This is a genomic window from Candidatus Zixiibacteriota bacterium (genome assembly GCA_036480375.1).
Lineage (GTDB): Bacteria > Zixibacteria > MSB-5A5 > GN15 > JAAZOE01 > JAZGGI01.
Map to the genome: position 1 here is coordinate 250,064 of JAZGGI010000024.1, position 23,942 is coordinate 274,005.

Sequence of the window (23,942 nt, forward strand, 5' to 3'; positions counted from 1 at the left end):
GTATTATTATGTTAAGTATGCCCGGATGGGGCGAATTACTGGTAGTGTTTCTGCTTATCCTGCTTCTTTTTGGCGCCAAAAGAATTCCCGATATCGCGACCGGATTGGGAAGAGGAATCCGCGATTTCAAGAAAGCCCTTAAAGATACACAGGATGAGATTACAAAGGATAATTCGAAGACCGAAAAACTGGAAGACAAAAAAGATGATTGAATTTACCGATAGTGACACGCAGCGGGTAATTGATGTTTTGGGAGCTGACAAGTTTACTTTTACGGAAGATCACTATCGCGTTAAACTTGAAAACCGTGAAGAACGCCGCCTGCTGACCCTCGAGATTTATCCTAAAATAAAATTGGGCGATAAGGAAGGCATGCTGGTCGTGGTCTATACAGCCAGCGCCCATTTGCAAATCCACAATTGCAGCGGATATGTGTGTAGTGAAGAATTGGGCGAAGTTACCTTCGTAGCCGAAACCAACGGAATCCTTTCGGGACTTGTGGTCGAACAGGGCGCCGCCTGTTCATTCTACGCCGGCATCGATCGTAAACTTATCTCGTCGGATTTTACTAAATTGGGAGTAGAGGTAATGCTATCGGGAATCGCCCTCTCATTGGCCGAAGAAATTATTGACAAGGATTCTCCGGATAATACCAAAGAATAATCCCCAAAAGGCTGATCAAATCAGCCCCCCTATCGAGCGATACTGAATGATTCCACAAAATCAACCAATAACTTCTTTATATCCGTAGCCTTCTGGTATCTTTCAACCGGATTCTTCTTTAGAGCATTTAGGACAATATGATCATAAATCGCCGGAATTCTTTCGTTAATAGTAGAAGGCGGCACCGGGTCTTTATTGATAATGCTGTAAATCAGGGCGGTCATGTTCTCACCCTTGAACGGACGACGCCCGGTCAACATCTCATAAATCACAACGCCCAGAGAAAATATATCACAGCGGCGATCAACTTCTTTACCCTGGAGCAGCTCCGGCGAAATATAATTGGGTGTGCCCATGGCGATACCGGTTTTAGTCATCGAGGATGAATCGACGCGAGCAATACCGAAATCCATAACCTTGACCGAATAATCCTTGAGGACCATGATATTGGCCGGCTTAATATCACGATGGATGATTCCCTGTTCATGGGCGTAATTAAGAGCGTTACAAATCTGAATGATAATGTTGGCAATTATCTTATAGGAAAACTGGACTTTCTTGTTAATCAAATCTTCCAGAACCTGACCCTCGAGGCATTCCATGGCAATGTACTGCATCGTGCCTTCCGAACCAACATCGTATATCGTTACGATATTTGGATGAGACAGCTTTCCGGCCGCCTGAGCCTCACGGAATAAGCGATCTCTTAATTCAGAAAGTTCTTTTTCATCAGACACAAAATCAAGGCGAATAGTCTTCAAAGCGACCGGCCGGTCAATAGCCGGATCAACTCCCTTAAAGACCGTTCCCATGGCGCCCTTGCCAAGAACACCAGTTACTTTATACCGTCCCAGACTTTCAATCCTATCGGCGTCTCTGAACACCTGAGCGTTGATGCCGGGAGATTCATTGGCGAATTCGGATAACGGTTCCGAAGCAACCGGTTCGATTTCCGGATCCTGCACCGACTCGTTCGACGAGGGAGCTGGAATAATCTGATCGGAAATTGATGCCCCCTGGTGCTGATCATAGGCTGTTGTTTCGTCGGTGCTTGAATCCTCATGAGATTCTACGGCGCTGGTTTCGGCATTGGACATTCCGGTCGCGGTCAATTCCGGCGTTTGGGCGGGCAATACTTCTGTTTTCTGAAATTCAGGCTCATTTCCGATATCGTTTAGTTTGCGAACGGGAACATTCCCGGCGGAAACTGTCTCATCTTCCTTGTCCTTTGATTTACCCAGAAAACTAAATAGGTTGGATAATTCCAGACTGCCTCCCTCACCAACCTTGGAGTTGTCCAATAACGGGGTGGCCAACATCATCAACAATATTTCAAGACCGAAATACAAAAATCTTGGCATTAATTGATATGAACTGAATAAGACATAATTAAGATTGGCTATGATTATTATTCCGACTAACAGGATAATCATTCGATACATAAGGATCACGCGCGGCAAGATAAACGCGAACATAAGTCCTAATCCGATAATTATTAATATATCCAGCCCGATCGAAAAATTAAAGGTTTCAACATAATTAGCGTGAACGATATTTTCGATAATATTGGCCAGCAGTTCACTCTGGGGCATCTGTTCAGCAACCGGAGTATTGAAATTGTTTGTCATTCCGGTAGCCGTAAGGTTAACCAGGACCGCTTTGCTTTTTAAATTCGAAAGATTAATTTTCTCGTCAATCAAATCGATGGCGCTGTATTCTTTGAAAGTTGATCCTCTGGTGCCGTAATTTATCAGAACACGTCCGTTTTCATCGGTGGGCACGACATGAGATCCGAATTTTACCGACTCTCCGCCAAATACTTTTATTTCGTTGGCAGCATAACCCAGATGCATGGCTGCCGCCAATAACGCCGCGGAAGGATAATAAAAGCCGTCATAGTTGGCGACAATCGGAGCCCAGCGTACCGTTCGGTCGGGGGCGTATTCGGTATAAATAAATCCCAATCCGTCAGTGTATTCGCAAATCAAGCCGGAAGGCAGAAAAGGCTTACGAACATTCAGGGCCTGATGCTCATCCAAAAGTCCCAAATCTGAATCCACCTGAATCGAGCTTTTGTATAAATACTCCGGACGCGACATTCTCTGATTGGAATAATCCGATAAGGCGATATCGTAAATTAGGATGATATTGTTGGTCCAGGAAATCTGATTGCCTAATATTTTTGTCTTTCCCGTGGTATCTTCAGCCACGCGGGATGGCAACTCAAGGTTCAACAACATCGATTTGGGTTCGGCTGAATTGCACACCGCGACCAAATCCGCAACCAATTCATAATCCCAGGGCCATTCTCCGATAGCATCCACTGATTTGTCATCGATATTAACCATTATAATATCCGAAGCGGGATTGCTGCTGCCTTTTATGGCGTACATAAGATCATCGATTTTCCATTGCAGTTTTTTCATTCCGGTAAAATCGCCGAGATACAGGCTGATTACCAGAACCGCAATCAAAGTATAAAGTAAATATGACGATAAGTTCTTTGGCATAATCGTCTCATCCATCTATTTTCCGTTGGCCAGACGACTGGCTAAATATTCGGGCAATTGAGCTTTTCGCATTTTCTGCTGAGCCCGTTCCAAATCATATTCCGTTCGGCAAATATCAATTTGGTTTTTGTCCGTATCAATTATCGCGAAACAAGCGTCGGCATTGCCGTCACGGGGCTGTCCGACCGATCCAACATTTATAATATATCTGCAATCCGGCTTGGCATCAAACGACGTGATTGTATCGGTCATCGAAACCGAACCGTCCGGATGCATACAAAACACGCACGGTAAGTGAGAATGTCCCACGAAACAAATCTGCTGAGAAAAACGCTCAAAGCATTCCTCGGCGTCGCCGGGAGTCAACATATAATTCCAGTCGGCGGGGCAATCAGGAGTGGCATGGACAAAATAATAATCGAGAAAATTTGCCTCCATATCAAAATCGGATAAAATCTCAATTGTCTTTTGCCTCATCTTATCCTGTGTCCACATAATTGATTCTTTGGCAACGGGATTGAAATTACTTGAATTATCCAATCCCAGAGCGACATAATCATGATTACCGAGGAGTTTTATATCGCAAAACTTGTTTATCATTTTAACGCATTTGTTCGGATCGGCGCCATAACCGACGGCATCACCCAGGAAAAAGATCTTTTCGGCTTTTTGTCTCTCTATTTCTGCGAAAGTAGCGTTTAAGGCCTCAAGATTAGCATGAACATCTGATAGAACGGCCAGTTTCATATGTTAATTCCCCTCAACAAAGCGGAATGTCGATTTCCCGACTTGAATAATGTCGCTGTTTTTAAGAAGCGTCCGTGTTACTACATCTCCGTTAACTTTGGTTTTGCCGCGCCGTCCGAGATTGACCAGGTAATGATCGTTTCCTTCCATGACAATCTTGGCCTGAATACCGGAAATCATAAATCCTCTCGCCTGAACATGAACGAATTTGGCCTTTCCAATAGTCGTGACATCCCGATCAATCCTGAATTCCGATGTCCTGGTATTTTCCAAACCCAAAAGAACTGTTCCGCCCACCCGCGAAACTAACTCGCGTTCCCTGCGGTCATTGTCAACCAACTCACGCTGTTGCTTGGTATTTAATATCATCGTGCCGTCCATCTGTCCGGCGCGATCGGGCTTATCTGTTTCCTGATTAAACTCCAGAGAATATTTCCCAATCGTTATGATATCCTGATCCCGCAGCATTTCTTCAGATATCCTGCGGTTATTAACGAATACACCGTTTAGCGATTCATTGTCGATGATAACGGCGCTATCTTCGTTAAACTCGATTTGAGCGTGCTTGCGCGAAACCCCGCGATTTTCCAAAACGATATCATTATCCTTGGTCCGTCCGATACTGATTCGTTTTTTCTCCGTAACTACCTTTTCAATGACCTTTTCATTGAATTTTACGACTATTTCGGGCATAGGAATCTCCTCTCGATATTACTTCGCTCGAAAGTATAAAAGTCTAATCATAATTCCCGACCGGTAAATAAATTACGCCGGAGTTGCTAAAATTATGGTCTTCTGTTATTTTGTCGGCATGATGATTGGAAACTTAAATATAAAGGGGAAAGTCCTTTGCGCCCCAATGGCGGGGATTTCAAATCCTCCTTACCGAATTCTGGCGCGACGTTTCGGAGCTGCTGTCGTTTATACGGAAATGGTCTCCAGCCATGGACTTGCTTATGGGGGAGAAAAAACCGAGAAATTGCTGGATTTTGGATCCCAGGAACAACCAATCGGAATCCAACTCTTCGGCGCTGATCCCGACATTATGTACCGTGCGGCACAAATTGTTTCAAAGCGAAATCCAGCTATAATTGATTTGAATTTTGGCTGTCCCACCAAAAAAGTCGTCAAAAAAAACGGTGGCGCGGCTGTACTCAAAGACCTGGGATTAACCCGCTCTTTAGTCGAAGCGGCTGTCGCCGGCAGTAATTTTCCGGTAACCGTAAAACTGCGCTCCGGCTGGGATGAAACGACCAAGGTTTATATTGAGGCCGGGCGGGTGTGCGAGCAAGCCGGAGCTTCAGCTATTACTCTCCATGCCCGCACCAAAAGTAAACAGTTCAGCGGCCATGCTTGCTGGGACGATATCGAACGACTCAAGCGATCTGTGTCAATTCCGGTGATAGGCAACGGCGATGTATGCTCCGGTCCGGACGCCCAAAGAATGCTGGATTCAACCGGCTGTGACGCCGTTATGGTCGGCCGAGCCGCAATGGGCAATCCCTGGATTTTCCGTGATATAAATCATTACCTAATGCATAAAGAGGTTTTACCGCCTCCGGATTTGAAGGAAAAGACTGAAATTATTTTGGAACACGCCCAAATCCTGGCTTTAGGTATAGGGGAAGACCGGGCCGTTCTTCAAATGAGAAAACATGTCGCATGGTACGTTAAGGGAATGATCGGCAGTAGCGAAATCAGACGCCGGGTCAATAAAACTGAATCTTTCTCGGAATTGGGAAATTTGCTGTCAGATATCGCGAGTGGGAAAACGAGTAAGTTTCACGATTAATCGGGTTAATTATTTCACACCTTAAGTTTTTAATTAAAAATTGGTTGCCCCATTTAGTCGATGATTTTATATTCTCTCAAATTACTCTGATAATCAATTTAGAAAGGATGAATTCTCGACTATGAAAATATTGACGATTGCCGAGCAAAAAGGAAACGAATTATCAAATATAAACTTTGAATCGATAGGTGCCGCTAAAACCCTGGGCGGAGATGTAATAACCGTATTAATCTGTGGAAAGGTCGGAGATATGGGCGATAAACTGGCGGCCAAAGGCGCCCGGGTTCATGTCTTCGCCGACGCCCAACTGGAAAATTTCAATGATGAATCGTACGCCAGGATTTTAAAAAACTTTATTAAAAGAGAAAACCCCGACCTTATCATCGGCTCAGCGACATTTTACGGTAAAGCCTTGATTGGTCGTCTGGCCGCGCTATGTGGCGGGGGCCTGGCATCCGACTGCACCGGACTTTCGATGGATGGTGACACGGTCACGGCGCTCAGACCCTCCTATGGAGGAAATGTTTTCTTCACCGTACAGAACAACTCCGCCGCGCCGTTTTTTGTATCCCTGCGTCCCAAGGCGTTTCCGGAAGCGGGCGATGGAGATGCCGGTCAGGTTACGGCTGAAGACATTGACCAGGGGCTTTTGGCAACGAAAGCCAAAGTCACCGAACGGGTTACCGCGACGGGAGGCAAGGTCAGCCTTACCGAAGCCGATATTATCGTTGCCGCAGGACGAGGCATCCGGGGTGCAGAAAATTTCAATATAATTGAAGAAATGGCCGATTCGATCGGAGCCGCTGTGGGAGCATCACGAGCCATAGTCGATGCCGGATGGATTGATTATTCATATCAAGTCGGCCAAACCGGTAAGACCGTCAATCCCAAACTGTATTTCGCGATTGGTATCTCGGGAGCCATCCAGCACCTGGTTGGAATGCGTTCATCGAAAACGATTGTGGCTATTAACCGCGACAAAGACGCCCCGATCTTCAATATTGCCAACTTTGGAATTGTCGGCGACCTCTTTGAAATTGTTCCCGCCCTGACCGCCAGACTCAAAGAGGCAATGTAAAATCTTAATCAAAAGAATCCCGCCGAAATGCGGGATTTATCTAACGGACAAATTTCATGAATAAATTATCCGTTATTGACATCGGAACCAATTCCGTTCTTTTTTCAATTTTCGATGTCAAAAGTAACATCAAAGAAATTCATTTTAAGAGATTTTCACCCCGAATAGGCGAAAATCTTAAAGGAAATAAACATCCTCGCATCAGCGACGAGAATTACAAAAATTTCCTGAAAATGCTTAAAAGGTTAAAGACCTTTTCCATCAAACAAGGCGCCGAAAGAATTATAATTGCCGCGACCAATCCGTTGAGATTAGCCCAAAACGGACAAGCCATCAGGCGCCGGCTTGAAATCGATCTGGAAAATGAAGTGCGCGTTTTATCTCCCGAAGAGGAAGCCTATCTCTCATTTATCGGAGCCGTAGGATTTCATAGAGGCAATAAATTCGCCGGCGTTATCGACCTCGGCGGCGGCTCAACCGAGTTGATCTCATATAAAGGCGCCAATAGAAAGGCTTTTATTTCGCTTCCGGAAGGAGCGGTAAGTTTAACGGAAATTTTCGACGCCCGCTCAAAAGTCAATGAAAACAGATTCTACGAATTTGAAAATTATCTATCGCGTTATAACGAATCCATTGCGGCCGTCAGACCTTTTATGAGCGCCCGAATACATCTGGTCGGCGGGACATCATCGGTTCTGGCTTTCCTGCTTGATAATCAATTTCACAATCGAACAGAAGGCCTGAATATTCCCCTTAGCAGGCTATCCGATCTTGTCAAAAATCTGGCCTCCCGGAGTTTGGCTTCCCGTCGTAAATTACTTGCGGTCGATAAAAAACGAGCCGAAATAATTTTTGCTGGAGCTTTTTGGCTGTTATATTTGTTTAAACAATTGAATATAGAAACGGCGATTGCCAGTCCTCGCGGCCTCAGGCATGGATTAGCTCGGGAATTTGTTAGAAGACATTCATTTACCGCTTGACTTTGCCGTCCGATTGAGTAGATTGGCTTGGCATTGGAGGAATATGTAAACTTCGCTAATGTGTGTGGAGTAGATGAAATATATAACGATTTGAATCGACCGGCCGCTGCCCCGTCCGATGTTTTGGGGTGCGCGGTATTTTTTATTGGCGGGAAGGAATTAAATGTTTTCAAAGTCATTATACTCTCTGACAATCATATTAATCCTGATAACTTCACATCCGGCGCTGGGCCGGATGCTTTATTCCGTGGAAGAGGCGGATTCCGGCTTAACGTCTAACTCATATATTGAGATTCTTCATCATGAGGATATTCTCTGGATGGGGGGCGGCAGAGGCTTAAGCTATTCTCCGGATGGGGGATTGTCATGGTTTACTTATAATGCCCAGACTGGATTAAACTCAGATGAACCGTCGGCGATTTTTGGCCGCCCCGGACAATTGTGGGTGGCGACTTCGCATACCGAACCGTATCAGGGTGTCAATTATCCATTCGGTGATGGATTTAATCTAACCTATGACAACGGCCAAAACTGGGAAAGCATGGCGCCTTACGAAGCTTCGGGGTTCGGCCGTATTTGCTATGATCTGGTGGGCAACGAGAAAAGCACATATGCGGCATGTTTTCACGGCGGTTTAATCGTCAGTCATAATTCTGGCCAGGACTGGTCACACATGTTTCTCTCGAGCGTCGATTCCGCCGATTGGGCCGCCGACAATTGGGCCGATTTGGTATCGGGGCGGTACTATGCCTGCTTCGTTGATACCTTGCACGCCGATACTATGGTTGTTTACGGCGGTACCGCTAAGGGCATCCAGAAATTCCTTTATATACCCAAACGTGTCAAGCAGGGCGGCAATAACATAACCGCTATTGCCGGTAATAACGATTTTATCTACGTCGCACATGAAAATGGAGTCAGCCAGGCCGATTCCGCGCTTAATATTTTCCACACCTCCGGTCTTGATACCGGACTACCCAGCCACTGGATTCGAGAAATGTTTGTCTTTGGCAATAAAGTCTGGGTTGCCCCCTTTGATCCGGTTGATATGTCCGGATTGGGTTTGTATTATGTCGATAATGCCGATCAACTCTGGAGTGTTTTCGATGACTCGCTAACCGGTCCCGGTGACTTCTGGACCAAACATTCCGCGACATACTTTGAAGGTGATGGCGCTGGAATATACGATTTTAAAAATTTTAACGATTCGATATTGTACATTGCCGCCGGAGATAGCGGCGTTTTTCACTCCGTTGACTCTGGATCGACCTGGGAAAGGTTCTATATCGATTCTTCTGACATGAGTTTTACTTCACGCCGCAATCAAGTGCTCTCGATTGATGTTACTGAAGATTCAGTCTTTCTCGGCACCCGGGCGGGATTAGTAAAGGCGTCTTATGTACCTCCGTTTACATTTGATTTCGACACGCTGATAACTTTTGAGGAAAACGATTCCACCGGTTCCGTTGTCTCTATCGTTAGACATCATTATGTCACCGATTCCGCCGGTGATTATTCGTTCAAATGGATTGCCGTTGAACCAATCGATCCCGGCTCAGGTTCGGGAAACTACGCCGCCATTCAGATATTCGATCAAACCGATAATGCTCTTCATATACTTTTCAGCGATAACCCGCCAACGATAATAAATGATATAGCGGTTTCAGATTCTTTCACGACCTTTGCCACTTCAACCGGGCTCAGCGGAAACTACAATATCAACCTTACCGAAATTAACAGTTTCGCCTTTGTTACTAATGATAACTCCACCGGCCAAACTCTCGTTAGCTATAAATTTCAAACCGCGGACTGGGTCGGAAACCGCCTCTTTGCCGGTTCGACCGGAGGATTCGGATATCGGATAGATAATACCTCATGGCGCGTCTTCCGAGCTAATACCGATTCTTTAAAACATGATTTGGCTGTCGTGCGAACTCGTGCCAATACAAGCTTACCCGGCGATTGGGTCGTCGTTCTGGATCAACAGATTACCGGTACCGATACTGTCCTTTGGGCCGCCTGCCGGGGAATAACGGACTCAGTGCAGCAATACAATTCAGTCGCCTACAGCGTCGATTTTGGCGATAGCTGGACGCGGGTTCTGACCAACGAAATGATTTGGAATTTCGCCTTCGATCAAAACGGCGGAGCGTATGCCGCCGCCTCTAGCGGCCTTTACTTTGCCCCCAATTCGAGGGATGAATGGCACAAGGCTGAAATTATTGATCCTTTTACCAAAGATACTATCTGGGCCGAAACAGAAATTTATTCCGTCGAGGTCGTTGACTCAATTCTCTGGATCGGAACTTCATTCGGAATCGCCTACCGGCCAATCGAAAATGTCGACAATTGGAGCATTATCAGGGTTTTCAAATCAACCGATGCCGCCGCCGATGTTTTTGCCGCGCCTGTCCCGTTTTCGCCTCTCAATCCAAACGGCCGCCTGACCATTCACTATCGCGTAGAGCAAAGCGCCTATATAACAGTTGAAATTTACGATTTTGCCATGAATCTTGTCGCCGTCCCCTCTGAGAATAGATACCGTGAAGGCGGTGAGGATTATTTCGAAACCTGGGATGGTTATAACCAGAGCGGCGAGGTTGTCGCTACCGGGATGTATTTCTTTAAAGTTTCATACTCAGCGGGTCAGGAATATTGGGGACGTCTGGCGATAATACCTTAATTGGAGATATGTGATGAGAATACTTGTGATTAATATAACTCTCTTTTTTATACTGGCGCTATTGGCTTCAACTGTCCTGGCTGAAGGTGATGGCGGCCAGCCCGCCGTATTCAAAACCATGGCCCTGGGAGGTCGTGCCTCAGCCATGGGTGGCGCCTTTACCGCGATCGCTGAAGGAGGAGTGGCTCCATTATATAACCCGGCCGGGATTGCCCAAAGCCGCAAGCATATTATCTCCTTTTCCTACCGAGCTATGCAACTTGACCGACGCCTCGGATACGCCAATTTTCAAATGCCCGCAAAAGAAATGGCTTCATTTAGCGTAATTTGGGTTCATGCAGGTACCTCACCGTTGCAGGAAAGAGACAATCAAGGCAATATCCTGACGGGCCTCGAAACAACCTACAGTGAGAATCTTATTGGTGCGACCTTCGCCAAATTATTTGGCGAGAGTCTCTCTTTAGGCGGCAAAGCATACTATATCCAAAACACTATTTCCAATATTAATGCCTATACCGTTGGTATCGATTTCGGGGGTTTGTTTAAATTGGATATGAGAAAAACTACCCTGAAAAATGTTATTCCACTATTGAGAATGGGAATGGTTGTTGAAAATTTAGGCGCGACTTACAAATGGACAACAACCAGCTACTGGCAAACGCGAGGGTCCGAGAGGGGCTCGACTTACGAAGAAAAATTCCCGATAAATTATCGCACCGGCATAGCATTGGAAAAACCGGATAAATATATTTTCTCGGCCGATTTTGAAGTAAACTCGGAATCGCAATCTAAATTACATCTCGGCGGTGAATATTCTTATCGTAAAATGTTGTTTTTGAGAGCTGGCTTAAACGATGGTCACCCGACGTTTGGAACCGGGTTTCTAAAGATATTTACATCCTTCGCTCTTGCTATAGATCTATCGTATCTTACCGACCGAGTAGGTGAAGGCGATGATATTCTCGTTTCGTTTGACGTTTTTCTTTAATGATGGATTAAGATAATGATAAATAAAAAATATTGCATATCGATCCTAATAGAGATTTTAATTTTATTAATGGTGACCGTACCCGTTCTCGCCGAAACGGGACTACGCAACATGCTAAACTTGACTGGAGCCCGTCAATCGGCCATGGGCGAAATGGCAATGCTTGCCGGCACCGACCCGTTTAACCTGGAATATAACTCCTCATCGATTACGGGAATGTCTCGCGGCCAATTAGGCGTTTCCTATAATAGCTTTATTCAAAACCGGAACACCAGCACGCTGGCGATGATATTTCCCGCCGTCGGCGCCGATTTCGGAATGCATCTTCGTCTTTCATCTATCGACGATATTGAAGCCCGCGACGAAACTCCCAGTGCCGATCCATTATATACTTTCACTGCCCATGATTTCGCAATCAAAGCGTACGGAGCCTATGATATTACCGACCAATTCTCAGCCGGTTTATCTTTAGGCTATTTGCTTGAAAAAATAGATATTGATCGAGTCTCAACCATAGTTATGGGACTAAGTTCTCGCTATAAATTCAATCATGGCATCACTGCCCACGCCTCTGTCGAAAATTTGGGCGGAAAATTCAAATATATTTCGAAAGAGATGGATGCTCCGACAATTATAAGAATCGGCTCTCAATTTAATAAGAATGTTTTTGGATTCGCCGTCGATTACGTCAGTATTAAAAGCGGGGAGAGTCATATTCATCTGGGAGCCGAATATTTATACAATGAAATTTTATATTTGCGGGCCGGATATCAAACAGGTTATGACAATAAGAATATTAGCGCGGGCTCAGGTTTTGTGTACAGAAATTTGCGAATCGATTATGCATTTATCCCTTTTAAATCAGATCTGGGTAATTCTCATCGCTTCTCGCTTATTTTAGATATCAAGTGACGAAACCACAGTTTTCTAAGAAATGGTTATATCTCTTTTCTCGATTCATTTATGATATCCTTCCAATTTATACTTTATTAAAAACTATAAGCTAAATCATCCTTAAAAGGCATATAAAATCAAAAAAGTGTCCATTATTGAACATTGATTATCTCATATACGGACATATCGCCATTTCCTCGATAAACTTAATGTGCTATCATTTAATGTCTTACGTATATTGGCATTATCTTTGCTACATACCTAACGATTATGTGAGTAAAAAGCGGTCCTATAGCAATGTGGTGGAAGTGAGAGATCAATCATGTCGATGAATCGAAAAATGGAAAAGAAGAAAATAATCCCCAAAAAGGATTTTTTACGGTATTGAATCAATTGCGCTACTCCTCACGTAGAAATATATATATGATGCGAAAAATGCTAATTTTATTTTAAGCTTAGGGAATTCAAATTATGATCAGGCATTATATTAAGACAGCCGTTAGAAACCTTCTCAGAAAAAAACTCTTTACCGCTATTAATATCTTTGGATTGGCAACGGGACTTGCTTTGTGCCTTCTGATTCTTGGGTATATCAGTTACGAAACCAGCTTCGAGGATTTCCATGTCAATAAGGATCGCATCTATCGCCTGCAGGGCAAATATGCCGCCGGTGAAATCGAGATGGCCTCGGCTCGCGTCTGGGGACCACTGGGACAGTCATTGATTGAAAACCTTCCCGAAGTTGAATCGGCTGCAATTTTCCGTGTGCACGATATCAAGAGTTTTTATACCGGCCAAGAACGTCACCGCATTATAAATGAATATGAGGGAGCCAGTTATACTCACGGTAAGAAAATGATATTTGCCCAACCTGAATATTTTGATGTTTTTACATTCTCGATTAAAGTCGGGAATCCTCAAATCTCTCTAACCGACCCCAATTCCGTACTGATTACCGAAAAAGCCGCTGAACAGTATTTCCCCGATCAGGATCCCCTCGGGCAGGATATAATTATTAATGACAATATCAATGCGACAATTACAGGTATTCTCAATAACATCCCTCAAAATACGCAATTATATTGTGATTTTATACTCTCCTATTCTACTCTGGAACGAATGGGGGAAGATATTCATGCATGGGATACATTGGGCAATGACTACGTCTATCTCTTGCTTCGGGAAAATACCAATCCGGATGAACTCCTGCCGAAAATTCCCTCTATTCTCAACCGCTATATCTCGCCGGATGAAGTCGAAAAATATACATTTATGCTTAATCCTTTAAAAGATATCTACTTCGCGACTTTCTTCTCAGGCTATCGGGGTGAACTTTATCCTGGAGGTGAAATCTCGCTTATTTACGCTTTTGGATTAATCGCGCTCTTTATCCTATTCCAGGCCATCACGAACTTTATAAATCTCTCAACCGCCCAATCGGCCGACCGTATCAAGGAAGTTGGCGTCCGCAAAGTATTTGGCGCCATGCGCAAACAACTCATTCCCCAGTACCTCGGTGAATCCATCATCATTACCGGTATCGCGACGTGGATAGGAGTCGTGATCTACAATGTCTGTAAACCCTGGTTCCAGAGTAGCCTTCCGCGGGATATGCTTGTTGACTTTTATAATGATCCGTTTATGCTTATCGCCACGATTGCCCTTATTCCAATTGTCGGAATATTGTCCGGCTTCTATCCGGCTCTGTATTTGTCGCGCTTTACGCCGATTTCAATCCTCCAATCGCGGTCGAGTATGAAATCCACTAAATCTCTCCTTCGCCGCATTCTGGTTGTTTTCCAATTTGGCGTCGCGGTAGTTTTTATATTTTGCGCAACAATTACGGTTCGTCAAATCTCCCTGGTTACTACTATGGATATGGGGATTGAACAGGATAATATTATCATTATGAATTTCGACGGTGAGGACGCGTCGGCTACTTCTCTTCTTCTTAAAAATGAAATTCTAAATAAGTCGCGTGTCGTCTCGGCGACCGCAGGCAACCAATTCCCCGGCGTGCGCTCCAACACTTACGCGGCCTATTATCCCAATGACGAGAGAAAGGACGAAGAGAGATTTATCACATCATATTTCGCCGGCGATGAAAATTTCCTATCGATGTTTGGCATGAATCTGGTCAAGGGTAGAAATTTTTCCGATAATTCCGCGGCATACGATATCGAGGTAATTATTACCGAAGCTGTTGTTGAAGAAATGAAATGGAACGAACCCATCGGACGAAAGCTGTACGCCGGGGAAGACGTCGCTTTCGAAGTTGTTGGTGTCGTCAAGAATTTCTATAGTTCGGCCGTGGGATACGGTGATCCGGAAATGTCAGTGATAAGAAGGTCCCCTAAATTATTTGGTGCCGTCGCCGTTAAGTTGCCGGCTGATGATATCAACGAGGCTCTCGCTTCTGTTAAATCCGTCTGGCAGGATATTTATCCTGATCGGGCCTTTTTATATTCATTTCTTGACGATGCTATCAATAAGCAATTTGATGATATTCGCGGCCAACAAAAAATGTTCGGAGCCTTCGCTATAATAGCCATTTCCATCGCTTGCCTCGGTATATTTGGTCTCGTCTCCTTTACTGCCGAACAGCGCACCAAAGAGATCGGGATCAGAAAAGTCCTCGGTGCAACGGTTCCGGGTATTGTTAAATTGCTGTCGCGAGAATATGTCATTCTGGTCGCTATCTCCAATATAATCGTGTGGCCGATTTGTTATCTCATGATGTCTGATATGCTATCTTATTTACCGGTTCGGGTTTCTCTTGGGCCGCTATCTTTCGGTTTTGTGGCCCTTGTAACGTTTCTTATGGCTATGCTTGCCGCCAGCTATCAATCAATTAAGGCAGCCAACAAAAATCCGATCGATGCTCTAAGACGCGAATAACAAAATCAATGTTTACAATAAATCCTGCATAGAGACAACCCGCGAGGACTGTCTCTATTTATTTGTACGTCGAAATCCTTGCGGTTTCGACATCCATAAAGATTTGTAGGGATGGAGCCTGCAAGGCTCCAGCCAATTCCCCTGCCAATCACACTACCAAAAGATTTGCTGTCCATCTTTTATCGTAAAGATGCGTTCTTCCCGACCGCCATCTGATGAAATCAGCCAATAAAGACAGCCCGATGGAAGCTCATCAATTCTGACCGCGCTATGCGCCGCGCTAAATTCCTTTAAAGTCTGCCAACCATTGTCCCAGTAAGAGAGGGTATATTCTTCGCCGATGGTTAATGAACCCAATTTACTTGTTTCGGTAGATGCCGCCATTGCCCGTTTGGTTACTCCGGATAGATTAATTGATATGGTACGGCCGGTATCCGGAATCAAATATTCTATCCGGCAATCTTCGGTAAGTATGAACGGAGAAGCCAGCGCAACGATTTCCTTATTCTGATAACTGGCGGGCAGATAGACAATACCATTTCCCATATCCGTAAATGTCACCCGGCCGTCTTCGATTCTTCCCCAATGAATTGGCCGAAATTCACCGCTGTTGAAAACACAGATATAGCCGATGTCTGCCGAGTCGGGAATCTCTTCGGTACAGGATATGGCAACATCACAAACATCCATATAATCAGCCGTGACATCGGTGTAGTATTTTCGATTTAACCAGCGCGGAAGGGAATCTTGCTTGTTGGGCTGGAAAACAAGATTGCCCATCTGCTTATCAAATGTCTTGCGATATACTTTGGCGGCCTTATTGTGCAATTTGTATTGCCCCGGATCGGCTTCGGCTCCCATAAAGGGAACGACCGTACCGTTGGCCGTCAAAATAGCATTCCAGGCATGATTGTTTCCGGTATTAGCCCAATAGGGAGTGAAATCCGACGTGACCGCCAGGGCGTTTGCCCGCAATGCAAAAATAGCCATATTGGTCATATCCTCACAGCGGCCCAATCCTGACGCAAGCATCTCAGTCATACCTTGGTCGGTGGGATGGAAATAATAACGGGGATCGAATCCAAACCAGGTGCGGACATCTTTATTTATAAATCCGGCGGCCTCCACCGGATCTTTGGAGTTTTCAAGCAGCGTATCAATACCGGCATATTTTTTGACAAAGTGCGAACGCCAATCTTCCAGAGGTTCGTTACTGCCCCGATAGGGCAAGACATAGCGGCAAAATTCATCGAAATTCAAATGCCCGGCCCAGGGTTTTTCCCGCCAGGCGGTGAATGCCAGGTCAATTTGATTTATCAAAAAATCGGCGCTGACAGTTTCCATATCCATGATTTTATCTGTCGATTCATAATCCAATTCGCCTCGGGTCTTTTCGATAGAGTCGATAGCGATTGTCAATACTTCATAATTCTCATATGTCATAGGATCAATTTCAACGGTATTTTCCGATGTGTCGAATAAACGGTAAGTGACATAACAGTGATCTTCCATATTGCCTATCAAAAAGTAAGCGGCCTGCAGTTTCAGGGAATCGCCGCTGTCTTTGTAATGATCAATTACGCGGATAAGTTCGGCTCTGTTGTCACCTGCAAAATTCAAAGCCTCGGAAACATTTTCCGGGTAATTATCCATATTTGAACACGCCGATAAAATCGACACCGCGCCAACAATCAAAAGAATCAATAATATTTTCACTTTTTAATCTCCTTTAAGTAAAAATCAATAGTAAGTAAAATGCGAGGGATAGTCAATATTTGGAAAAGGATATAAGGAATAAGCAGCATTTGTAGATTATCGGTTGGAATTCCTGCGGTTCCGACATCATCTGTATTACATGTAGTGGTAGGTCGGTGTTCCGAGTGAAGACCCGACAGGGTCGATGCGAGAAACCCGACAAATTTGTGTAGCGACAACTCTCGAGTTGGCCCTATTGTATGTTTGCGTGTAGCGACAACTCTCGGGTTGTCGTTTTTATATAATTGTGTGTTGGGACAACTCGAAAGTTGTCGTAAGCAAGTATATGTAATTTCCTGTCATGCCAGCGAAAGCTGGCATCCATGCTGAGCTTGAATAATCCTGGATTCCCGACTCGTTCTCCCGCAAAACGGGAAAACTCTCAGTTGTAGTGAACGAGCCCACCGGGCTCCTGCCAATCGCGCGAAGCGCGATATAAATGTTTTTGGCGGCATCACAGGGATGCCGGCCAGCTTCCTGAAAGTTGGCTCATTTTATCAAAATTTATCAAAGATGCAGGGACGGTTTTCTATTAAAAATTTAAGTCTTTTATCTGAAATTTCATGACCCAATTTATGCTTGACCACTAAATCACCCAACCCCTTTTTCAGAAGTATTTTCCAATGTTTTGGGTAGTTTTTGCGTAAAAACTCGATTTTACCATATTTTATTGGTATAGTACAACACCAACAACCAGAACGTAAAATAAAACCCGCAACGGGCTCTTTATCATATAATCCATTATATGGAAGTTTTTCAATTTTATGATAATTCCATACATCTTCTTCAGTCCAGTTTTGAATTGGATGGCATTTCCAATGACTCTGCGTTTTTGAATAAAAATAATCACCATATTTACGAGCGGAAAATTCTCTTAGGCGAGACTCAAATCTAGTCAGTCCTGTAAAATATAAGTCAAATTTGTATTTTCTTAAGATTTTTGCAAGAGGATATTCCTTTAAATACCTACAACAATTCTTAGTTGCATCCTTATGACCCTTTCTGGAAAATAGGGGAAAGCCATAATTCTCCACAACCCACCAGAAGTTTTTGGTAGGTTTAGTTACGATGATGTTTAGCTTCCACGTATCGACGATATAATTTTTAAATGAGTATGTATCTGGATATTCGACCAATGTATCATTGAATAATACGGTAATATCCGGGCGATATTTATAAACTAGGTCAAGCACTACCATTGAATTTTTGCCAAATGAGCACGCTATAACTGGATCTTTATGCTTAGTAAGACATTTTTTGATCAATTGTTTAGCGGAACTTATTTTTTCCTTTAATACCTTATCAACTACCATTCAAGATTACTTTCTCTTTTGATATACTTTTCCGTTTCCATTAGCTATACAAATTATATTATTCAAGATTTTATCATTTTTTTTCATCCAAGAGGTATGAATACGATTAATTTCGCGCCATGCGTGCCAGCACCCAGTGGGATTATCAGTATTTACTTTATTCGTGAATTTTATGTAACCATATATCGACGGACAAGAAAGCATATAAAATATCTGATAAGAATAATCAAAAACGGCAAATTCTAAATCGTGATAATTAGTCACAATATAAAAAGTATAGGTACATACAGAAACTACAGTGAAAAAAAGAAGAATGCCGCATAAATGGAAGAGTAGCTTACATGTATATCCTTTTTTATATGTTTGATGGACAGCTTTTGGGTAATTTTCCATTATCGCTCCATGGAAAATATCGTTAAACCAAATTCGGATATGATCATATGATTCTTTTGTTATGAAATTATGACATGTATTTATATCTTCATTACAAATTTGACACCTTGTTATTAAATAATTACTTGGGAATTCGTTCTGGAAAAATCTGATTGCCTTTTTCTTGCCAACGCCTCTTTGAAGTTTATCTGGGCTAATATAAATTACTTTAATTAATGGAATTCCAACAAGTGAAAGGGATGGAATTGCTATTAAAGTTGCAAAACTAACTAGTGGTACAGAAATACCTAATATATCTTGAAATGTGAATAAATAGAAATAGGCTATTAGAACGAATGAGTTGACCAACAATAACTCTAAACGATTCTTAGGATTTGTAATATAGTCTTTTGGCTTACTAATTAAATCACTAAATTGTCTCACATCAATTACCACATACTATAAATGTTGAACTAATTTTTTCAATATATAAAATATTTATTTCAATAATCCAGCTAAAATTTCTTCTGATATAATCTCAACACCCAGCTTCTTTGCCTTATCGAGTTTACTGCCTGCTTTTTCACCGGCCAAAAGATAATCGGTTTTTTTCGATACCGACGACGCTACTTTACCGCCGGCGTTTTCGATGAGCTTTTTGAAATGATCGCGTGGTTTGGATAATGTTCCGGTTATCACAAAAGTCTTTCCGGCGATCCCTTCAACTTCCCGTCGTTCGCTCTTGAATGCCGTAAATTTGACTCCACCTTTTTTCATCTGGGAAATTATCTCTTTTCCCGCATCATTCGATAAATATCCGACAATCGATTCGGCCAGGATCGGCCCGATTCCGCTAATTGAATCCAAATCCTCAAACGAAGCAGAAATCAAATTATCAATCGTACCAAACCTCTCTGCCAGCGTCCTCGCCGCTGTTTCACCAACTCCGGGAATCCCCAGGGCAAAAATAATATTTGGAAGCGGCCGACTTTTCGATTCATCAATCGCATCAAGCAGATTCTGTGCCCGTTTATCCGCCATCAAATCCAGCGGCAGCAAATCTTCCTTTGTCAAAAAATAAATATCGGCCGGAGACTGCACCAGTTTCTTCTGAGCCAATTGCAGAGCCAGCTTACCGCCCAACCCTTCAATATCCATCCCGCCTTTGGACGCGAAATGAAAAATCTTTTCGACAATCTGCGCCGGACAGGCGGCGTTAATACACCTGTAGGCCGCTTCGCCTTCGAGCCGGAATATCGGTTCATAACACGATGGACAGCTATCGGGAAATTTAACGGCATGACTTCCTTCGGGTCTTTTGCTTTCGATAACTTCAACCACTTCGGGTATCACGTCCCCGGCCCGTCGGACTATTACCGCATCGCCGATATGAACGCCTTTCTCGCGCAGTTCATCTTCATTGTGAAGAGAAGCACGCTTGACTTCAACGCCTCCAACCCGCACCGGCTTGAGAGCCGCCACAGGGGTTATGATTCCCGTCCGACCGACCTGGAATATGACATCCTCGAGAATTGTCTCAGCCGTCTCGGCGGCGAATTTCCACGCCACCGCCCACCGGGGAGCACGGCTTACCTGCCCGAGTCTTTGTTGAAATTCGAAATCATTAACTTGTATGACAGCGCCATCAATATCGTAGTCAAGATATTGTCGTCTTTCAACAAGATTTTGCAATTGATTGTGTAAGTTTTCCAGATTACCTATATTATACACTGAAAATTGATCTTCTCGAATTAAGAACTTTTCGTTTCTTAAGAGCTCCAGAACTTCAGAATACTTATTAAGCCTAGGCAAATCTTGTTGTGAAATACCATAAGGCCAAAACTTTAAATTACGGCTAGCCGTAATTCGACTATCTAACTGCCGAACCGAACCTGCTGCGGCATTTCGTGGATTCGCAAAAGGCGGTAATCCAAGCGATTCTTGCATTTCATTTATACGTTTAAATTCATCTATAGGCATTACCACTTCGCCGCGGATTTCAAGAAGCGGATATATTTTTGCAGTTTCTTGCGATAGATGTAAAGGAATGTATTGAATAGTTTTTATATTTGGAGTGATGTTTTCACCAATTCTCCCATCGCCACGAGTTGATCCTGTAATTAATTGCCCGTTTTCATAAACCAATTCAATCGCAAGTCCGTCATACTTTGGCATAAAAATATATTCCATATCTATAAGCGCCCAGTGTCCCAAGAATTTTTGAATTCGCATGTCAAATTCCTTGAACTCTTCAAACGTCGTCACCTTCTGTAGCGACAACATCGGAATACGATGTTTGACTTTTTCGAATTTCTCCGACGGCGGAGCCCCAACGCGCCTGGAAGGAGATGAACTCGTTACCAAATCCGGATACTGCTTTTCTATCTCCAGCAGGCGGTCAAACAGCCTATCGTATTCGGCGTCTGATACGGTTGGATTATCGCAGATATAATACTGGTAATTGTGCTCTTCAATATCTTCGCGCAGTTTCTCCAGTTCGCGGATAATTTTCTCAGGTATATTTTTCGGATTCATACTGTAATCTATATGAGAGTGGCGGCTCAGTCAATATAAGATTACAGATACGTTTTATCGCTCAGCCCGGTCGGAGCGGGGGAGAGTTTCTCTGCGATTATCGCTGTCGTCCCACCGTCGGTATTGAGCTCCCCCTCGATATAAAAATACCGAAACCGCCGAACCGTCTCATGATATTTCCTATAACTCTCCGGAAACAAAACGACCTCAAATGTATCCCGCAAATCCTCGAACGTCAAAAAAACCATCGACTCTTTTTTCTCGCGCGTTTTAATCCGTTTGATATCCGCCAGCCATGCCGAAATTGCGACCCCATCTTTGGAACCGCTCAATTCGCATACTTCGGAAAACGTTTTTCCATCGTAGGCTGGGAAGAGCTTCAACGGATGTTCGCTCGCCGAAAATCCCAGAATCTCGCGCTCACACAGGAATTTTTCAAATGGTGTAAAGTCAGGTAAATCCGGCAAATACCCGGCCCGAGGAATAATCAACTGTCCTGAGAATATATCATCATCCCCGGTCTGTTTAATCGACAAAGCCGCCCCCACCGGCTGCCGCTTCCCCCGGCGCAATCGCAATCTCCACAGAAGGCAAGGACGAATCGTGTCAATACTATCAAAAGCCCCAACCTTAATTAGATTCTCCAGTTCCCCTGCCGACAACCGAACCTTTTCGACAAAATCATCAAACGACGCGAACGGCTTCGTCTCCAATATCTGTTCAATTGTATTCTCACCCAAATCCCGAATACGCCCCAGTCCCACATACATGATATCCCTGTCAACTGTCTCGTGCCAGCCACTTTTATTTATATCCGGATGCTTGATCTTCACTCCCAGCCGCCGCGCCTCGGCGATATAAATTGCCGCCGGATAATACCCACCCCCATTATTGAGAACCGCCTGCATAAACCGCGCCGGATAATGGGCCTTGAGATAGGCCGATTGATACCCCAAATACCCGTAGGTTGCCGCATGAGCCTTGCAAAACCCATACCCCGCGAATAAAGCCAGTAGCTTAAAAATCTCAATCGCCTTTTTCCTCGAAACGCCATTCTTGACCGCCCCGTCCAAAAATTGATTACATAACTTTTTGAATTTTCCGCTTTTGCGCCCCTTGGTCATCGCCCGCCGCCCCAATTAAATCCTCAACGGGAGCCGTACCCCATAAAAGCGAAAAATTACTTCGACAACCCGGGAGTGCGTAACTCATAGCCGGTCGCCTTTTGTTTGTATTCATTGCCGAGCGCCAGCGTCTGTCCGGTCGTCACCGACAAAAATCCGAACCGATTGCGGATATCATCGATACTCCCCAAAAGTCGTTCGTTTTTTTCGGTGCGGTCGAAAATAAACGACTCCGAGTAAACCGAATTTTTCAATCCCGACAAATTTACGCCAACGAACCGAATCCCCAGGCGGCGTTTGTACATCGTCGTAAACATCCGTTTGGCGTGCTTATAGAGAACCTTCTCATCCCAGGTTGGAGGTGAAACCGATATATGTCCCTCGATATTTTCAAAATCGGCATAACGAAACTTGACTGTCATCCGCGCCGTCTTCTTACCGATATCGCGCAGCCGTCGGCAGGCCCGCTCCAGGAGATAATAATAATGACCCAGCAGAATTTTCCGGTCAGTGAAATCTTTGGCCAGCCCGGTTTCCCGATTAACCGAACGAATCGCCGAAAAATCACGAACAAGCGGCCCGTCCTTGCCGATCGCATACGACGCGAACTTGCGCCCATTCTGCCCGAACAGCTTTATCAGGTAATTTTCAGGAATCGCCTGCAATTGCCCGATTGTTTTGACCCCCATCTCGTTCAGTATCCGTTTCCCGACCCGTCCGATTCCGGGGATTTTCCCGACCGGCAGGGGACAGAGAAATTCCTTTTCGGTCCCCGGTTCAACAATTGTCAAATTATTTGGCTTGACGATTTCCGATGCGATCTTGGCTACCACCCGCGAAGACGCCACTCCAACCGAAGTGCTCAGAACCAACTCCGACCAGACCCGTTTCTTGATTGTTTTGGCAAGCTTTTCCCACGATGGATACAACCGCTCCAAACCTGTGATATCAAGACAGGCTTCGTCCGGAGAAATCTGATCCAGCTTTGGAGTAAACTCCCGTAAAATATCCATCAACCGGTCGGAGTACTGCTCATAGACAAACCAGTCGCCCTTGATAAGAACTCCGTCGGGAATCAATCTGGCCGCCTCGCGCAGGTTCGTCCCCAGTTTGACTCCCCGGGCGCGGGCTTCATAGCTGGAACAGTAAACGATTCCCCGCTCGTTCTTCAACCCGCCGACCATCACCGGCTTCCCGCGCAGATGCTTATTGATTGACTGCTCCACCGCCGCCAAAAACGCATCCACATCTATGTACAAATACATCACCATAATTTCTTTCACGTTCTGTCAGGTCCTGATTTCGCGAAGCGAAATTGTGACCTGACAGTTTCCGCATAGGCCGAAATCCCCGCGGTTTCGACAGTCGTCGTTCTGTCAGGTCTTGATTTTGCGAAGCGAAATTGTGACCTGACAGTTCCCCCGTAGGTTGAAACCCCTGCGGTTTCGACAATTGTGGGTGCTCCACAGGGACGGGGTGTGTTCTTATCTCCGCATGATTATTCTACGGCAATACTGTACAAATGTACATCACATATTTGGAAAAGTGATTGCAATAAACACACAACTATTTAATGTTAATGGCATAACTGATAAAAAAAACTAAAATAG

General features: G+C 44.4%; 18 protein-coding genes. 9 read left to right on the forward strand and 9 right to left on the reverse strand.

Annotation, left to right across the window (positions count from 1 at the left end):
- Positions 1-8 precede the first annotated feature (8 nt).
- Together tatA and V3V99_07150 are read left to right on the forward strand one after the other, a co-directional pair.
- On the forward strand, positions 9-212 hold the full coding sequence (gene tatA / locus V3V99_07145; GenBank protein ID MEE9442427.1) for a twin-arginine translocase TatA/TatE family subunit: 204 nt from the start codon (positions 9-11) through the stop codon (positions 210-212).
- A complete protein-coding gene (locus V3V99_07150; GenBank protein MEE9442428.1) occupies positions 205-663 on the forward strand; it encodes a hypothetical protein in 459 nt (152 codons plus the stop codon). Before tatA ends, V3V99_07150 begins: the two co-directional genes overlap by 8 nt.
- 29 nt (positions 664-692) lie before the next feature.
- Here the strand turns inward: V3V99_07150 and V3V99_07155 are convergent, their stop codons facing one another.
- The 3 genes from V3V99_07155 to V3V99_07165 are packed head-to-tail and all read right to left on the reverse strand — an operon-like array spanning position 693 to position 4,613.
- The gene (locus V3V99_07155; protein ID MEE9442429.1) at positions 693-3,188 is read right to left on the reverse strand and encodes a serine/threonine-protein kinase; all 2,496 of its coding nucleotides are present in this window, start codon (positions 3,186-3,188) and stop codon (positions 693-695) included.
- On the reverse strand, positions 3,189-3,920 hold the full coding sequence (locus tag V3V99_07160; protein ID MEE9442430.1) for a metallophosphoesterase family protein: 732 nt from the start codon (positions 3,918-3,920) through the stop codon (positions 3,189-3,191). It lies immediately after the preceding gene.
- A gap of 3 nt (positions 3,921-3,923) precedes the next feature.
- Positions 3,924-4,613, reverse strand: coding sequence for an FHA domain-containing protein (locus V3V99_07165; GenBank protein ID MEE9442431.1), 690 nt, complete (start codon positions 4,611-4,613; stop codon positions 3,924-3,926).
- A gap of 94 nt (positions 4,614-4,707) precedes the next feature.
- Between V3V99_07165 and dusB the strand changes: the two genes are divergently transcribed.
- The 7 genes from dusB (at position 4,708) to V3V99_07200 (ending at position 15,233) form a co-directional block, all read left to right on the forward strand.
- A complete protein-coding gene (dusB, locus tag V3V99_07170; GenBank protein ID MEE9442432.1) occupies positions 4,708-5,712 on the forward strand; it encodes a tRNA dihydrouridine synthase DusB in 1,005 nt (334 codons plus the stop codon).
- 121 nt (positions 5,713-5,833) lie between these two features.
- Positions 5,834-6,790 (forward strand): electron transfer flavoprotein subunit alpha/FixB family protein, encoded by a 957-nt coding sequence (locus V3V99_07175; protein MEE9442433.1) that lies wholly within the window; start codon positions 5,834-5,836, stop codon positions 6,788-6,790.
- Positions 6,791-6,846: 56 nt separating this feature from the next.
- Positions 6,847-7,770, forward strand: a complete 924-nt coding sequence (locus V3V99_07180; GenBank protein MEE9442434.1) for a hypothetical protein — start codon at positions 6,847-6,849, stop codon at positions 7,768-7,770.
- 163 nt (positions 7,771-7,933) lie between these two features.
- A complete protein-coding gene (locus V3V99_07185; protein MEE9442435.1) occupies positions 7,934-10,453 on the forward strand; it encodes a hypothetical protein in 2,520 nt (839 codons plus the stop codon).
- Positions 10,454-10,466: 13 nt separating this feature from the next.
- Positions 10,467-11,441: a PorV/PorQ family protein gene (locus V3V99_07190; GenBank protein ID MEE9442436.1), complete on the forward strand. Its 975-nt coding sequence runs from the start codon at positions 10,467-10,469 to the stop codon at positions 11,439-11,441.
- Positions 11,442-11,456: 15 nt separating this feature from the next.
- The gene (locus V3V99_07195) at positions 11,457-12,353 is read left to right on the forward strand and encodes a PorV/PorQ family protein (protein ID MEE9442437.1); all 897 of its coding nucleotides are present in this window, start codon (positions 11,457-11,459) and stop codon (positions 12,351-12,353) included.
- 453 nt (positions 12,354-12,806) lie between these two features.
- The gene (locus V3V99_07200; protein MEE9442438.1) at positions 12,807-15,233 is read left to right on the forward strand and encodes an ABC transporter permease; all 2,427 of its coding nucleotides are present in this window, start codon (positions 12,807-12,809) and stop codon (positions 15,231-15,233) included.
- Between the two features lie 153 nt (positions 15,234-15,386).
- Here the strand turns inward: V3V99_07200 and V3V99_07205 are convergent, their stop codons facing one another.
- The 6 genes from V3V99_07205 to V3V99_07230 all read right to left on the reverse strand — a co-directional run bounded on the left by V3V99_07205 (position 15,387) and on the right by V3V99_07230 (position 23,615).
- Positions 15,387-16,949 (reverse strand): transglutaminase-like domain-containing protein, encoded by a 1,563-nt coding sequence (locus V3V99_07205; protein MEE9442439.1) that lies wholly within the window; start codon positions 16,947-16,949, stop codon positions 15,387-15,389.
- A gap of 536 nt (positions 16,950-17,485) precedes the next feature.
- Positions 17,486-18,301, reverse strand: coding sequence for a phosphoadenosine phosphosulfate reductase family protein (locus V3V99_07210; GenBank protein ID MEE9442440.1), 816 nt, complete (start codon positions 18,299-18,301; stop codon positions 17,486-17,488).
- 6 nt (positions 18,302-18,307) lie between these two features.
- Positions 18,308-19,117, reverse strand: a complete 810-nt coding sequence (locus V3V99_07215) for a hypothetical protein (GenBank protein ID MEE9442441.1) — start codon at positions 19,115-19,117, stop codon at positions 18,308-18,310.
- A gap of 54 nt (positions 19,118-19,171) precedes the next feature.
- Positions 19,172-21,208 carry an NAD-dependent DNA ligase LigA gene (gene ligA, locus V3V99_07220; protein MEE9442442.1) on the reverse strand — a complete coding sequence of 679 codons (2,037 nt, stop codon included), beginning with the start codon at positions 21,206-21,208 and terminating at the stop codon, positions 19,172-19,174.
- A gap of 41 nt (positions 21,209-21,249) precedes the next feature.
- Complete coding sequence (locus V3V99_07225; protein MEE9442443.1) at positions 21,250-22,332, reverse strand: OB-fold nucleic acid binding domain-containing protein; 1,083 nt, start codon at positions 22,330-22,332, stop codon at positions 21,250-21,252.
- Between the two features lie 56 nt (positions 22,333-22,388).
- A complete protein-coding gene (locus tag V3V99_07230) occupies positions 22,389-23,615 on the reverse strand; it encodes a DNA polymerase IV (protein MEE9442444.1) in 1,227 nt (408 codons plus the stop codon).
- Positions 23,616-23,942 lie beyond the last annotated feature (327 nt).

What these genes read in the sequence shown, in the direction of transcription:
- tatA (MEE9442427.1), top strand. Translation starts at nt 9, where the DNA reads ATGTTAAGTATGCCCGGATGGGGCGAATTACTGGTAGTGTTTCTGCTT.
- V3V99_07150 (MEE9442428.1), top strand. Translation starts at nt 205, where the DNA reads ATGATTGAATTTACCGATAGTGACACGCAGCGGGTAATTGATGTTTTG.
- V3V99_07155 (MEE9442429.1), bottom strand. Translation starts at nt 3,188, where the DNA reads ATGGATGAGACGATTATGCCAAAGAACTTATCGTCATATTTACTTTAT.
- V3V99_07160 (MEE9442430.1), bottom strand. Translation starts at nt 3,920, where the DNA reads ATGAAACTGGCCGTTCTATCAGATGTTCATGCTAATCTTGAGGCCTTA.
- V3V99_07165 (MEE9442431.1), bottom strand. Translation starts at nt 4,613, where the DNA reads ATGCCCGAAATAGTCGTAAAATTCAATGAAAAGGTCATTGAAAAGGTA.
- dusB (MEE9442432.1), top strand. Translation starts at nt 4,708, where the DNA reads ATGGTCTTCTGTTATTTTGTCGGCATGATGATTGGAAACTTAAATATA.
- V3V99_07175 (MEE9442433.1), top strand. Translation starts at nt 5,834, where the DNA reads ATGAAAATATTGACGATTGCCGAGCAAAAAGGAAACGAATTATCAAAT.
- V3V99_07180 (MEE9442434.1), top strand. Translation starts at nt 6,847, where the DNA reads ATGAATAAATTATCCGTTATTGACATCGGAACCAATTCCGTTCTTTTT.
- V3V99_07185 (MEE9442435.1), top strand. Translation starts at nt 7,934, where the DNA reads ATGTTTTCAAAGTCATTATACTCTCTGACAATCATATTAATCCTGATA.
- V3V99_07190 (MEE9442436.1), top strand. Translation starts at nt 10,467, where the DNA reads ATGAGAATACTTGTGATTAATATAACTCTCTTTTTTATACTGGCGCTA.
- V3V99_07195 (MEE9442437.1), top strand. Translation starts at nt 11,457, where the DNA reads ATGATAAATAAAAAATATTGCATATCGATCCTAATAGAGATTTTAATT.
- V3V99_07200 (MEE9442438.1), top strand. Translation starts at nt 12,807, where the DNA reads ATGATCAGGCATTATATTAAGACAGCCGTTAGAAACCTTCTCAGAAAA.
- V3V99_07210 (MEE9442440.1), bottom strand. Translation starts at nt 18,301, where the DNA reads ATGGTAGTTGATAAGGTATTAAAGGAAAAAATAAGTTCCGCTAAACAA.
- ligA (MEE9442442.1), bottom strand. Translation starts at nt 21,208, where the DNA reads ATGAATCCGAAAAATATACCTGAGAAAATTATCCGCGAACTGGAGAAA.
- V3V99_07225 (MEE9442443.1), bottom strand. Translation starts at nt 22,332, where the DNA reads ATGACCAAGGGGCGCAAAAGCGGAAAATTCAAAAAGTTATGTAATCAA.